Source organism: Microbacterium sp. BLY (genome assembly GCF_017939615.1).
In the GTDB taxonomy this organism is placed as follows: Bacteria; Actinomycetota; Actinomycetes; order Actinomycetales; family Microbacteriaceae; genus Microbacterium.
Map to the genome: position 1 here is coordinate 2,501,097 of NZ_JAGKSR010000001.1, position 12,622 is coordinate 2,513,718.

The following is a 12,622-nucleotide window of genomic DNA, read 5'->3' on the forward strand; positions in this document are numbered from 1 at the left end:
GTGCGATCCTACTTCTCTGAGACGAAGCGCGCCGACGCGGTGCCGGCGGCCAGGGTACGGGTGACCTCGGCGAGGGCGGGCACGCCGCCGTCGCGGAGGGCGCGGACGAGGGCGGTGCCGACGATGGCGCCGTCGGCGTACTCCGAGACGCCGGCGATCTGCTCAGGCGAGGAGATGCCGATGCCCACGCACGCGCGGCGGGCGCCGTGGTCGCGCAGCCGCGACACCAGGGTGCGGGCCGCGCGGTCGAGCTCGGCGCGCTCCCCCGTGATGCCCATGGTCGACACCGTGTAGACGAAGCCGGTCGACGAGCGCACGACGAGTCCGAGGCGCTCGTCGGAGGAGGTCGGAGCGGCGAGGAACACCCGGTCGAGACCGAGACGCTCGCTGGCAGCGATCCACTCCCCCGCGGCCTCCGGCGTGATGTCCGGGGTGATGAGACCGGCGCCGCCCGCGGCGAGCAGATCCTCCGCATAGCGGTCCACGCCGTACTGCAGCACGGGATTCCAGTAGGTCATCACCAGGACGGGGACGTCGGTCGCCGCGGTGATCGCGCGGATCGCCGTGAAGAGGTCCTTCATGCGGAAGCCGGCGGCGAGGGCCTTGGTGGTCGCCTCCTGGATGATGGCGCCGTCCATGACGGGATCGCTGTAGGGCGGCCCGAGCTCGATGATGTCGACGCCGTTCTCGGCGAGGGCGATGGCGGCCTGGATGCTCGTCTCCAGGTCCGGGAAGCCGACGGGAAGGTAGCCGACGAAGGCGCTGCGGCCGGCGTCGTGCGCGCGCTGGATGGCCTGTTCGACGCGGCTCACAGCTGCGGCTCTCCCTTCGAGGCCGCTTCCTCGGCGGCGCTCTCCTCGGACACGTCGTGCGCGACGGCTTCCTCGTCGTAGAGCTCGAAGTAGCGGGCGGCGGTGTCCATGTCCTTGTCGCCACGGCCGGAGAGGCAGATCGCGATCAGCCCGTCCGGGCCGAGCTCGCGGCCGATCCGCAGCGCGCCGGCGAGGGCATGAGCCGACTCGATGGCGGGGATGATGCCCTCGGTCCTGCTGAGCAGCCGCAGGGCCTGCATGGCCTCGTCGTCCGTCGCCGGGATGTACTCAGCGCGCCCGATGTCCGCCAGCCAGGAGTGCTCGGGGCCGACGCCCGGGTAGTCGAGACCGGCGGAGATCGAGTGTGATTCGACGGTCTGGCCGTCCTCGTCCTGCAGCACGTACGTCTTCGCGCCGTGCAGCACGCCGGGGCGTCCGCGCTCGATGGACGCCGCGTGCTTGTCGGTGTCGACGCCGTCGCCGGCGGCCTCGACGCCGTACAGCCGCACGCCCTCGTCGTCCAGGAACGCGTCGAACATGCCGATCGCATTGGACCCGCCGCCCACGCAGGCGACGACGGCGTCCGGAAGCCGGCCGACCTCGTCGAGGATCTGGGCACGGGCCTCTTCGCCGATGATCTTCTGGAAGTCGCGGACCATCGCCGGGAACGGGTGCGGGCCAGCGGCCGTGCCGAAGATGTAGTTGGTGGTCTCGACCGAAGCGACCCAGTCGCGGTACGCATCGTTGATCGCGTCCTTCAGGGTGCGCGAGCCGGAGGTGACCGCCACCACCTCGGCGCCCAGCAGCCGCATGCGAGCGACGTTCAGGGCCTGACGCTCGGTGTCGACCTCGCCCATGTAGATCGTGCAGTCGAGACCGAACAGCGCGGCCGCCGTCGCCGTGGCGACGCCGTGCTGACCCGCCCCTGTCTCGGCGATGACGCGCGTCTTGCCGAGACGCTTCGTCAGCAGCGCCTGACCCAGCACGTTGTTGATCTTGTGGGAGCCGGTGTGATTGAGGTCCTCGCGCTTGAGGAACACGCGCGCGCCACCGGCGTGCTCGGCGAACCGGGGCACCTCGGTGAGCGCGGACGGTCGCCCGGCATAGGACGACAGCAGATGGGCGAGCTCGGCACGGAACTCCGGGTCGGCGGCGGCTTCCTCGTACGCGACCGTCAGCTCGTCGATCGCGGCGACCAGGGACTCCGGCATGTACCGCCCGCCGAAGTCGCCGAAGAACGGGCCATGCTGGTCGCGCAGACTCACTTCGCCTCCAGGAAGCTCTCGAGAGTGGCGACCGGGTCTCCGGTCACCAGGGCCTCGCCGATCAGCACGACGTCGGCACCGGCCGAACGGTAGTGCGCGACGTCGGCGGGGGTGAGCACCGCGGATTCCGCGATCTTGATCGCCGTGTCCGGGATGCGGTCCACGAGTCGGCCGAACAGGTCACGGTCGAGCTCGAGGGTCTTGAGGTTGCGGGCGTTCACGCCGATCAGGGCGGCGCCGAGGTCGATCGCGGCCTCCAGCTCGTCCGCCGAGTGGGTCTCGACAAGCGGGGTCATGCCCAGTTCGAGGATGAACCCGTACAGATCGCGCAGGACGTCGGGCTCCAGGCCGGCGACGATCAGCAGCACGAGGTCGGCACCGGCGGCGCGGGCCTCCAGCACCTGGTAGCGGGTGGCGATGAAGTCCTTGCGGAGGACGGGCAGCGACACCCGGGCCGTGACCGCTTCGAGATCGGCGAGACTGCCTCCGAAGCGGCGCTCCTCCGTGAGGACGCTGATCGCCGACGCGCCCCCGGTCTCGTACAGCGCGGCCTGATGGGCGGGATCCGGGATCTCGGCCAGAGCGCCACGGGACGGACTCGCCCGCTTCACCTCGGCGATGATCTTGACCCGCTCTGCGGGGGCGAGGAACGAGAGTGCGTCCTTCGCCGCGGGGCGCGCGAGCGCGTCACGCTCGACCACCGCGAGAGGACGGGAGAGGGAACGACGCTCGGCGTCTGCGACAGCGCCGGCCGTCAGGTCGGCGAGGACCACTAGTGCGCCTTCGGGGCGTACTTGGGACCCTTCACGCCGTAGCCCGCCTTCGCGAGCACCCAGCCGACGATCGCCCCGATCGGGATCAGCGCCGCCGAGATCCACACCAGGGTCGGCTGCTCGAAGCAGAACGCGACGGTGCCGGCGGCGAAGCCGACGAGCATGATCACGACAGCGGTCCAGGCCGCAGGCGAGTGTCCGTGGCCAGGGTCGGCGATCGGGTTGGTCATGTTCTCCTCCGGGGACGACGTGGGGATCTGGATTCAGTCTATCGGGGTCAGCGCGTCGGGTCGGACCCGCGGGACAGCTCGTCCCAGGAATCCACGGCGTCGACGGGCCCGTCGTGCGGTACGTCGCTCGGCGCGTCGGTGCGGTAGCGGCGCCCGCCCGCCTTCCAGCGACGCCAGGTCACCAGCACCAGCACCGCGGCGGCGAGCAGGATCACCCAGCCGCCCAGCGCGAGGAACGGCCATGCCGAGGGCGTGATACTCGCCGCGACGTCATGGACGGCACCGCTGCCGGCGAGACCCGTGGTCTCGGTGACGGTGGCGGCGACCGCACCGTACGCATCCCCCAGGAGGAGCTGCAGGGTGGACAAGCCGAGGAACAACGCGGCGGCAGCGGCGAGGACGCCGAACACGAGCCGCACCGTCCGCCCGGCGATCGCGAGGGCGGCCCCCAGAGCGAGCACGGCGAGGCTCAGCGGGGCGAGCAGGACGAGGGCGGAGGCGCCGGGGACGAGGATGTCCTCTCCCGCATCCGCGCGCTGCACGGTGAACCACGTCTGGGTCGAGGAGATGATGCCGACGGCACCGGCCAGCAGGAAACCGGTCACCGACAGGGAACGCCCGCGCTCCGCGATCGTCACGACGCGCTCACCCCGTCGACGGCCTCGAGGTCGGTGGTGTCGAAGCACGTCCGGGTGCCGGTGTGGCACGCCGGACCGGTCTGGTCGACGAGCAGGAGCAGCGCATCGCCGTCGCAGTCGAGCCGCGCCTCGCGCACGACCTGGATGTGCCCCGAGGTGTCTCCCTTGCGCCAATACTCCTGGCGGGACCGCGACCAGTACGTCGCGCGCCCCGAGGTGAGCGTGCGGCGGAGTGCTTCCGCGTCGACCCAGGCGAGCATGAGCACCTCCCGCGTGTCCCACTGCTGCACGATGATGGGCGCGAGGCCGTCGGCGTTGAAGGCGACCTGCGCGATGCGGTCGTCCACAGAGACGGGCTCCGGATCCGGCATGTCGGTCATCGGACGAGCACCCCTTCCGCGCGCAGCGCGTCCTTCACGTCCCCGACGGTGAGGGCTCCGGTGTGGAACACACTCGCTGCGAGCACCGCGTCGGCCCCCGCCTTGATGGCCGGCGCGAAGTCGGTCGCCCGTCCCGCGCCACCGGAGGCGATCACGGGGATCGGCGCGGCCTCGCGCATGAGGCGGACGAGCTCGAGATCGAAGCCGTCACGGGTGCCGTCGGCATCGATGGAATTGACGAGCAGCTCCCCCGCCCCGCGTTCGGACGCTTCGCGCGCCCAGTCCAGAGCGTCGAGGGTGGTCTGCGTGCGGCCGCCGTGCGTGGTCACGACGAACCCCGAGCGCGTGGTGTCGGCGCGCTTGACGTCGAGCGAGAGCACGAGCACCTGGGCACCGAACCGGTCCGCGATCTCGCCGATGAGCTCGGGACGGGCGATCGCCGCCGAGTTCACGCCGACCTTGTCCGCGCCGACCGAGAGGAGCCGCGCGACGTCGTCGACGCTGCGCACCCCGCCTCCGACGGTCAGCGGCACGAAGACCTGCTCGGCGGTGCGCTGCACGACGTCGTAGGTCGTCGCACGCGCGTCGACCGTCGCGGTCACGTCCAGGAAGGTGATCTCATCGGCGCCCTGAGCGGCATAGTGCCGAGCGAGCTCGACCGGGTCGCCCATGTCGCGGAGATTCTCGAAGTTGACGCCCTTGACGACGCGGCCGTCGGCCACGTCGAGGCACGGGATGACGCGGCTCGCGAGGGTCATCAGAGCCTCGCTGCGTGGATCGCGGTCACCAGGATCGCCCGCGCGCCCAGCGCGTAGAGGTCGTCCATCACCTGGTTCACCCGACGGCGCGGGATCATGACGCGGACGGCCACCCACGCGGGATCGCGGAGAGGCGAGATCGTCGCGGACTCCCGGCCCGGGGCGATGGCGACGGCCTGATCCACGAGCTCGGTCGGCAGGTCGTAGTCGAGCAGGACGTACCGACGGGCCACCATCACGCCGCGCAGGCGACGCAGGAGCGTCTCCACCCCGTCGGCCTCGCCGGGACGGCTGATGAGCACGGCCTCCGACTCGAGGATCACCGGACCGAAGATCTCCAGTCCCGCCTGACGAAGGGTCGTCCCGGTGGAGACCACGTCCGCCACCGCGTCCGCGACACCGAGGCGGACCGCGGACTCGACCGCGCCGTCGAGCTGCACGAGCTCGGCGTTCACGCCCTGGTCACGGAGGAACGAGCCCACGAGGCCCGGATAGGCCGAGGCGACACGGACGCCGTCGAGGTCCTGGACGGAGGTGAAGCGTCCGGGAGGGCCCGCGAAGCGGAACGTGGAGGCTCCGAAGCCGAGCTGCTCGATCTCGCGTGCCGGCTGCTGCACGTCGAGGAGGAGATCGCGACCGGTGATCCCGACGTCGAGCGCCCCGGACGCGACGTACGTGGCGATGTCACGCGGACGGAGGAAGAAGAACTCGACGTCGTTCTCGGCGTCGATGACATGCAGGGTCTTGGGATCGCGGCGGCCGGCGTAGCCCGCCTCCGCGAGCATCTCGGCGGCGGTCTCGGAGAGGGAGCCCTTGTTGGGAACGGCGATGCGCAGCATGAACGGCTTTCAGTTCGAAGGAGTGGGACCGGAGCGCATCACAGATGTCGATAGACATCCTGCAGGGTGAGGCCCTTGGCGAGCATCATCACCTGCAGGTGGTAGAGCAGCTGGGAGATCTCCTCCGCGGCGGCGGCATCCGACTCGTACTCCGCCGCCATCCAGACCTCGGCGGCCTCTTCGACGATCTTCTTGCCGATCGTGTGCACGCCGCCGTCGAGCTCGGCCACCGTGCCCGATCCCTCGGGGCGGGTCTCGGCCTTGACGCTGAGCTCGGCGAACAGCTCGTCGAAAGTCTTCACCCCTCCAGGCTACCGGCTCGCGCGAGGTCCCTGAGCCGGGTGACGGCCGCTTCCACATCGTCCGCCCCGTACACGGCGGACCCGGCGACGAAGGTGTCCGCTCCCGCCTCTGCCGCCTGGGCGATCGTCCGATCGGAGATGCCGCCGTCGACCTGGAGCCACACGGAGGAGCCGCGTCGTCGCGCCTCCGCGGACAGCGCCCGCAGCTTCGGCATGGTCTCCGGCAGGAAGCCCTGACCTCCGAACCCGGGCTCCACGGTCATCACGAGGATCTGGTCGAACTCGTCGAGGAGGTCGAAAAGCCCGTCGACGGGTGTGGCGGGTTTCACCGCGACGCCCGCGCGCGCCCCGATGTCGCGGAGGCGGCGAGCGAGAGCCACCGGCTCCCCCGCTGCCTCCAGGTGGAAGGTGACGCTGGCGGCGCCGAGCTCGGCGTAGCCCGGTGCCCAGCGGTCCGGATCGGTGATCATCAGGTGCACGTCGAGCGGGACCGGGCTGGTCTCCTGGATCCGCTGCACCATCTGCGGCCCGAAGGTGAGGTTCGGGACGAAGTGGTTGTCCATGACGTCGACGTGCGCGAAGTCGGCCGTGGCGATCCGGGCGAGCTCCGCCTGCATGTTGACGAAATCGGCGGCGAGGATGCTGGGATTGATGCGCGGGGCGCGGGGCAGATCCATGGTCTCAGCCTTCCGTCGAGGTGTCGGGTGCGGATGCGGGGCGCTGCAGGAGCGCGAGGAACATCGCATCGGTGCCGTGCCGGTGCGGCCAGAGCTGCGCGCTGCCCGTGCCGGGGCGGCCGTCGTCGGCGAGATCGATCGGCGACCGCGCCACGCCGCGCACGACTGCCCGGGCGTCGAGCTCCACGAGATCCGGACGGTCGCGCAGGACCTCCTGCACGACACCGGTGGTCTCGGCCAGGTGCGGCGAGCACGTGACGTAGGCGACGATGCCGCCCGGCGCCAGGGCGTCCACCGCCGCGCGCAGAAGCCCCACCTGCAATGGCACGAGTTCGGCGACGTCCGCCGGGGACTTGCGCCAGCGAGCCTCCGGGCGTCGACGCAGCGCGCCGAGACCCGTACAGGGCGCGTCCACGAGGATGCGGTCGAACGCGCCCGGCCGCTCCGCCGCCAGCTCACGTCCGTCGCGCTCGTGCACGACGACCTCTCCGGGGACGGCGCGCAGCGCGTTGCGCACGAGCCGGGCGCGGGCCGGCACCACCTCGTTGGCCTCGAGCACCGCGTCGTTCTGCCGGGCGACAGCGGCGAGCAGGGCGGTCTTCCCGCCGGGACCCGCGCACAGATCGAGCCACCGCTCCCCCGTGCGAAGCGGCGTCGCCGCGGTCAGCGCGAGCGCGACGAGCTGAGACCCCTCGTCCTGCACCCGGACCGCTCCCTCGGAAGCGGTGAGCGCGAGACGCGGATCGCCTCCCGGAGACGCGAACGCCGTGGCGGCGTAGGGGCGGCGCGGCTCCTGCGGCTGGGCGAGCCCGGGGAGGGCGACCAGCGTGACCTCGGGCGAGACGTTGTCGGCCTCCAGCAGCGCGTCCAGTTCCTCGACCCGGTCCTCAGCGGCGAGAGCTCGACGCAGGGCCCGGATGATCCACACGGGATGCGCAGCCCGGAGCGCCAGCCGTTCGTCGTCCGATCGCGCCGCATCCTCGACGCGTGCGAGCCACTCACCCGGCGACTCGCGGGCGATCCGCCGGAGCACCGCGTTGGCGAAGCTCGACGCCCCGCGCCCTGCTGTGAGTGCCACGAGGTTCACGGACTCGTTGACGGCGGCGTGCGACGCCACCCGTGTCGCGAGGAGCTGGTGCACCGCGAGCCGGAGGGCGTCGAGCACGGCGGGGTCGATCGCGTCGGTCGGGCGATCGGCGGCGGCGGCGATGATCGCGTCGTAGGTCCCCCGGCGCCGGAGGGTGCCGTAGGTCAGCTCCGTCGCGAGAGCCGCGTCCTGGGGGTCCAGTCCCGCCTCGGCGATCGCGGTCGGCAGCAGCAGGTTCGCGTAGGCGTCGGAGTCCGACACCGCTCGCAGCACGTCGTACGCCACCCGGCGCGCAGGCTGGACCGATCGGTTCGGGCCACGTCCGCCGCCGTTCCGCTCCCGACCCCCGCGCTTTGGGCCGGTGCCGGGGCGTCGTCGGTCGTTCACGATCCGGCCACCGGGGTCGAGCCCTGCAGGCCGCGCCACCAGTCCGCGGCGTTCATGGGGCCCTTGCCGGCGGGCTGCAGACGGGTGACGGCCAGCGGTGAGGTGGCCGTCCCGATCAGGACCGCCGCGCGCGTGCCCGCCATGGTGCCGGGTGGCAGGTGCTCCGCCTCGGCGCCGGCGGGTCGCGCCTCCACGATCTTCAGCCGCTGACCGTCGATGGTGGTGTGCGCCCCCGGCTCCGGAGTGACTCCGCGGAACCGGGCGTAGACGGCGGGCAAGGGCTCGCGGAAGTCGAGCAGGCCGTCCTCGAGCGACAGCTTTCCGGCGAAGGTCGGCTCACCCTCCTGCGGCACCGCGCGGGCAGTCCCGTCCGCGATCTCCGCGACCACGTCCGCGGTGAGGGCCGCGCCGTCGACGGCCAGGGCCTCCAGTGCCTCGCCGGCCGTCGCCGTCGGCGGAAGGTCGACGGCGCGCGTGGCGAACACGTCGCCGGCGTCGAGCTCGGGGACGAGCTGGAACACGCTCGCGCCGAGGACGGCGTCTCCGGCGATCAGCGCGCGCTGCACCGGGGCCGCCCCTCGCCAGGCGGGAAGCAGGGAGAAGTGCAGGTTGATCCAGCCGGCATCGGGCGCCGAGAGGAGAGGTTCGCGCACGAGACCGCCGTACGCGACGATGACCCCGAGCTCCGGGCGCAGCGCGGTGATCTCCGCCGTCACGACGTCGTCGAGTCGCGCGGCCCGGATGATCGGCAGACCGAGCTCCTCCGCCGCCCGGGCGACGGGCGACGGGGTCAGCACCTTCTTCCGTCCCAGCGGGGCGTCGGGGCGCGTCACGACCGCGGCGATGTCGTGGACCGCGGCGAGGCGGCGCAGAGTGGGGACCGCGGCGGCGGGGGTGCCGGCGAAGACGAGGCGCATGAAGGTTCTCCGGAAGGGTCAGAGTTCTGGATCGAGGATATCGAGGCGGACCGAGAGCGTGCTGCGGGCCGCCTTGGTCCGACCGCGGCGGCCGCTGACCGCCTCGGCGACGACGGCCGCGCGGAGGGTGGTGGCCACACGGCTTCCCGCACCGTAGTCGAAGCGCACGAGAGCGCGGACCCGCGGCGGGACGTCGTCCGATTCGACGGGGACGGGACCGAGCACCGCGTCGGTGGGCAGGGAGAGCTCGGACAGCGCCTCCAGTGCGCGCCCCACGGCGGCGGACGAGCCCTCTACGAGCGCGACGCGTGCGGTCGGGGGCATGTGCAGCGGCGCGCGCTGCTCCAGCTCGGTGCGCGCGTAGGCCGGGTGGTTCCAGGTGGCCAGTGCCCTGGCGACGCCACCGTCCACGCCGACGAGGTGGATCGGAGCGCCCGGGGCGGCCAGGGCGGCCGCGTTCGACCACCACCGCAGACACGCTTCGCCGATGCGCAGATCCGGTGCCTGCAGCATGCGCGGGCCGTCGAGCAGCACGACCGCACGGTAGCCGCCCTCCGCGAGTGGCTCGGCGCCGCGCGTGGCGACCACGAGAGCCGGACGCGCGTCGACGCGTTCCACCGGATGGCTGCCGTCGGCGACGATGACGCGGACGCCGGGGAAGGCGCGACCCAGCTCATCGGCGGTGCGTTCGCTGCCGGACGAGGCGAGCCGGAGACGGGTCGAAGAGCACGCCGGACAGGTCCACGCCCTGGCCCCGCGTCCGCACCACCCGCACACGGGGACCGCACCGCGATGGCGGGCACCGAGCGGACCGCCGCAGTGGGGGCACCGCGCGGGTGCCCGGCAATCCGCGCAGACGAGGGACGGCGCGAACCCGGGCCGCGAGACCTGGATGAGCACGGGCCCTTCCGCGGCGGCGTTCCGTGCCGCGAGGAAGGCCGACGACGGCATCCGCTGGGGCGTGGGCTGCTCCATCTCCTGCGGTGTGCTCAGCACGACGCGCGGCAGCACGCGTCGTGCGGCACGGATGTCCTGCAACCACCCGTGTGCGACGAGCCGTTCGATCTCGGTCGTCCGGGTATGTCCGGCGAAGAGGAGGGCCGACCCCTCGGCCTCCTGGCGCAGCAGCGCCGCATCGCGCGCATGGACGTAGGGTGCGAGCGGCTCCCCCAGCAGGCTGTCGCCGTCGTCCCACACCGCGACCAGACCGGCGACGACGGGGGCGTAGACGGCGGACCTGTTCCCGACCACGATGCACGGCGCGTCCTCGAGGGTCCGCAGGAACGAGCGATACCGATCCGGGTTGGTCTGCCGGGAGTCGTGTCGCGCGATCGCCTCCGCCGGGACGAACGCGTCGAGAGCGGCCAGGAGCCGATCGAGGTCGCGGTGGTCCGGCACGACGAGGATGCTCGACCTCCCCGCCGCGAGCGTCGACGCTGCGGCGGCGGCGAGCATCCGCGCCCAGCCCGGAGTGTCATCGGTCAGCTGCGGGATGGCCTCGACCGCCGCACGCCCGCTCTCATCGAGGACCGCCTGCAGGCCGTCGTACAGTCCGACGACGGATGCGGCGTCCTCTCGCCCCTCGGGCGTCGGCTGCGGGATCGGAGAGTCGGCGGTCCACGCCTTCTCGACGCGCACCTGCCGTTTGGGGATGACCAGACGCAGCACGTCGGACGCCGACCCGGCGGCGCGATCCGCGACCCGTCGGGCCAGCCGGTACAGGCGATCCGGCAGCACGGGGACCGCGGACACGACGCTCTCGACCTCGGAGAGGGGCCGATCCGCGTCGTCCTCCACGTCCAGCTCCACGACGAAGCCCTCGACCACCCGGCCGGCCGTCCGCAACGGCACCCGCACGCGGACTCCGGGAACGACATCGCCCAGCTCCGCCGGCAGCGCGTAGTCGAACAGGCGGTCGAGCTGCGGCAGTGGAGACTCGAGGAGCACCCGGGCGATGCGCCGGCTCTCCGGAGAGATCAGCACCGCGGTCCCGTCAGAGCCCGGCAGCGCGCCGCAGCTCCTCGGCCCGGTCCGTCCGCTCCCAGGTGAAGTCGGGAAGCTCGCGGCCGAAGTGCCCGTACGCGGCCGTCTGGGCGTAGATCGGTCGCAGCAGGTCGAGCTGCTCGATGATGGCCTGGGGCCGCAGGTCGAAAACCTCGTCGATCGCGCGGGTGATGACCTCATCCGAGACCCGTCCGGTCCCGAACGTCTCCACGTACAGGCCGACGGGACGGGCGACGCCGATCGCATAGGCGACCTGGACCTCGAGCCGGTCGGCGAGGCCCGCCGCGACGGCGTTCTTCGCCACCCAGCGGGTCGCGTAGGCACCCGAACGGTCGACCTTGGAGGGGTCCTTCCCGCTGAAGGCGCCGCCGCCGTGCCGGGCGGCACCGCCGTACGTGTCGATGATGATCTTGCGTCCGGTCAGCCCGGCGTCGCCCTTCGGACCGCCCGTGACGAAGGGGCCCGCGGGGTTGATGTAGTACGTGACGTCGTCGAGGTCGAGGCCCGTCGTGCCGAGCACCGGGTCGATGACGTGCTCGCGGATCTGCGCCTTGAGGTCGTCCTGGGCGATGTCCGGATTGTGCTGGGTCGACAGCACGACGGCGTCGACGGTCTTGGGCGTGAAGCCGTCGTACCCGAGGGTGACCTGCGTCTTGCCGTCCGGACGCAGGAACGGCAGGAGGCCGCTGCGACGGACCTCGGTGAGGCGCTCCGCGATGCGGTGCGCGGTCCACGCGGCCATCGGCATGAGCTGAGGAGTCTCGTTGGTGGCGAAGCCGAACATGATGCCCTGGTCGCCGGCGCCGAGCCCGTCGAGCGGGTCGACCGACGAGCCGTCGCGGTGCTCCTGCGCGTTGTCGACGCCGTGCGCGATGTCGGTGGACTGCTCGCCCACGGAGACGCTGACCCCGCACGAGTCGCCGTCGAATCCGGTGTCGGAGGATGTGTACCCGATGCCGTTGACGACCTGCCGGACGATCGTCGGGATGTCGACGTAGGCGTCGGTGCGGATCTCGCCGGCGACGTGCACGAGCCCCGTCGTGACGAGTGTCTCGACGGCCACACGGGAGGCCGGGTCCTTCGCGAGGAGTCCGTCGAGGATGCTGTCCGAGATCTGGTCGCAGATCTTGTCCGGATGCCCTTCGGTGACGGACTCGGACGTGAACAGACGCAGGGCGCTCATCGATGCTCCAGAACGGGGACGGACGGTGGGAGGGTGTGGCACCCATTCTGGACCGCGCCACCGACGTCGCGGCGGCGCGGTCGTCGACTCACTCCGCGTGACGCAGGCGGAGCTTGTCCTCGTTGATCTCGTGCAGGGCGATGGTGAGCGGCTTGTCCTCGACCGAGGAGTCGACGAGCGGGCCCACGTTGTCGAAGAGATTGCCCTCGTGCAGGTCGGAGTAGTAGTCGTTGATCTGACGGGCGCGCTTGGCGGCGTAGATCACGAGCTCGTACTTGGAGTCGACGCGCTCCAGCAGGTTGTCGATGGGGGGATCGATGATGCCGTTGTTGCGTCCGGCCATGGGTGGACCTCCTGATCAGGCGACGGG

At 71.9% G+C, this 12,622-nt stretch carries 15 protein-coding genes; all 15 read right to left on the reverse strand.

Annotated features, from left to right (window positions below; genetic code table 11):
• Positions 1–8: 8 nt before the first annotated feature.
• The 15 genes from trpA to rpoZ all read right to left on the reverse strand — a co-directional run bounded on the left by trpA (position 9) and on the right by rpoZ (position 12,595).
• Positions 9–812, reverse strand: a complete 804-nt coding sequence (gene trpA, locus KAF39_RS12255; RefSeq protein WP_210677503.1) for a tryptophan synthase subunit alpha — start codon at positions 810–812, stop codon at positions 9–11.
• A complete protein-coding gene (trpB, locus tag KAF39_RS12260; RefSeq protein ID WP_210677504.1) occupies positions 809–2,077 on the reverse strand; it encodes a tryptophan synthase subunit beta in 1,269 nt (422 codons plus the stop codon). The genes trpA and trpB overlap by 4 nt, the downstream gene beginning before the upstream one ends.
• Entirely contained in the window at positions 2,074–2,850 is a 777-nt protein-coding gene (gene trpC / locus KAF39_RS12265) for an indole-3-glycerol phosphate synthase TrpC (RefSeq protein WP_210677505.1), read from the reverse strand. The genes trpB and trpC overlap by 4 nt, the downstream gene beginning before the upstream one ends.
• The gene (locus KAF39_RS12270; RefSeq protein WP_210677506.1) at positions 2,850–3,080 is read right to left on the reverse strand and encodes an HGxxPAAW family protein; all 231 of its coding nucleotides are present in this window, start codon (positions 3,078–3,080) and stop codon (positions 2,850–2,852) included. The genes trpC and KAF39_RS12270 overlap by 1 nt, the downstream gene beginning before the upstream one ends.
• Before the next feature lie 47 nt (positions 3,081–3,127).
• Positions 3,128–3,718, reverse strand: a complete 591-nt coding sequence (locus tag KAF39_RS12275; protein ID WP_210677507.1) for a Trp biosynthesis-associated membrane protein — start codon at positions 3,716–3,718, stop codon at positions 3,128–3,130.
• Positions 3,715–4,089 (reverse strand): phosphoribosyl-AMP cyclohydrolase, encoded by a 375-nt coding sequence (gene hisI / locus KAF39_RS12280; protein WP_374093885.1) that lies wholly within the window; start codon positions 4,087–4,089, stop codon positions 3,715–3,717. The genes KAF39_RS12275 and hisI overlap by 4 nt, the downstream gene beginning before the upstream one ends.
• Before the next feature lie 5 nt (positions 4,090–4,094).
• The gene (hisF, locus tag KAF39_RS12285) at positions 4,095–4,856 is read right to left on the reverse strand and encodes an imidazole glycerol phosphate synthase subunit HisF (RefSeq protein ID WP_210677509.1); all 762 of its coding nucleotides are present in this window, start codon (positions 4,854–4,856) and stop codon (positions 4,095–4,097) included.
• Positions 4,856–5,695, reverse strand: a complete 840-nt coding sequence (gene hisG, locus KAF39_RS12290; RefSeq protein WP_025103483.1) for an ATP phosphoribosyltransferase — start codon at positions 5,693–5,695, stop codon at positions 4,856–4,858. The genes hisF and hisG overlap by 1 nt, the downstream gene beginning before the upstream one ends.
• Positions 5,696–5,733: 38 nt before the next feature.
• Positions 5,734–5,997, reverse strand: coding sequence for a phosphoribosyl-ATP diphosphatase (locus KAF39_RS12295; protein WP_149085329.1), 264 nt, complete (start codon positions 5,995–5,997; stop codon positions 5,734–5,736).
• Positions 5,994–6,674: a ribulose-phosphate 3-epimerase gene (rpe, locus tag KAF39_RS12300; RefSeq protein WP_210677510.1), complete on the reverse strand. Its 681-nt coding sequence runs from the start codon at positions 6,672–6,674 to the stop codon at positions 5,994–5,996. The genes KAF39_RS12295 and rpe overlap by 4 nt, the downstream gene beginning before the upstream one ends.
• A gap of 4 nt (positions 6,675–6,678) precedes the next feature.
• Positions 6,679–8,046 (reverse strand): RsmB/NOP family class I SAM-dependent RNA methyltransferase, encoded by a 1,368-nt coding sequence (locus tag KAF39_RS12305; RefSeq protein ID WP_210677511.1) that lies wholly within the window; start codon positions 8,044–8,046, stop codon positions 6,679–6,681.
• 98 nt (positions 8,047–8,144) lie between these two features.
• Complete coding sequence (gene fmt, locus KAF39_RS12310; RefSeq protein WP_210677512.1) at positions 8,145–9,065, reverse strand: methionyl-tRNA formyltransferase; 921 nt, start codon at positions 9,063–9,065, stop codon at positions 8,145–8,147.
• A gap of 18 nt (positions 9,066–9,083) precedes the next feature.
• Complete coding sequence (locus KAF39_RS12315; protein WP_210678052.1) at positions 9,084–11,042, reverse strand: primosomal protein N'; 1,959 nt, start codon at positions 11,040–11,042, stop codon at positions 9,084–9,086.
• A 16-nt stretch (positions 11,043–11,058) separates the two neighbouring features.
• The gene (gene metK / locus KAF39_RS12320) at positions 11,059–12,252 is read right to left on the reverse strand and encodes a methionine adenosyltransferase (RefSeq protein WP_210677513.1); all 1,194 of its coding nucleotides are present in this window, start codon (positions 12,250–12,252) and stop codon (positions 11,059–11,061) included.
• A gap of 88 nt (positions 12,253–12,340) precedes the next feature.
• Complete coding sequence (gene rpoZ / locus KAF39_RS12325; protein WP_025103490.1) at positions 12,341–12,595, reverse strand: DNA-directed RNA polymerase subunit omega; 255 nt, start codon at positions 12,593–12,595, stop codon at positions 12,341–12,343.
• Between the last annotated feature and the right edge of the window lie 27 nt (positions 12,596–12,622).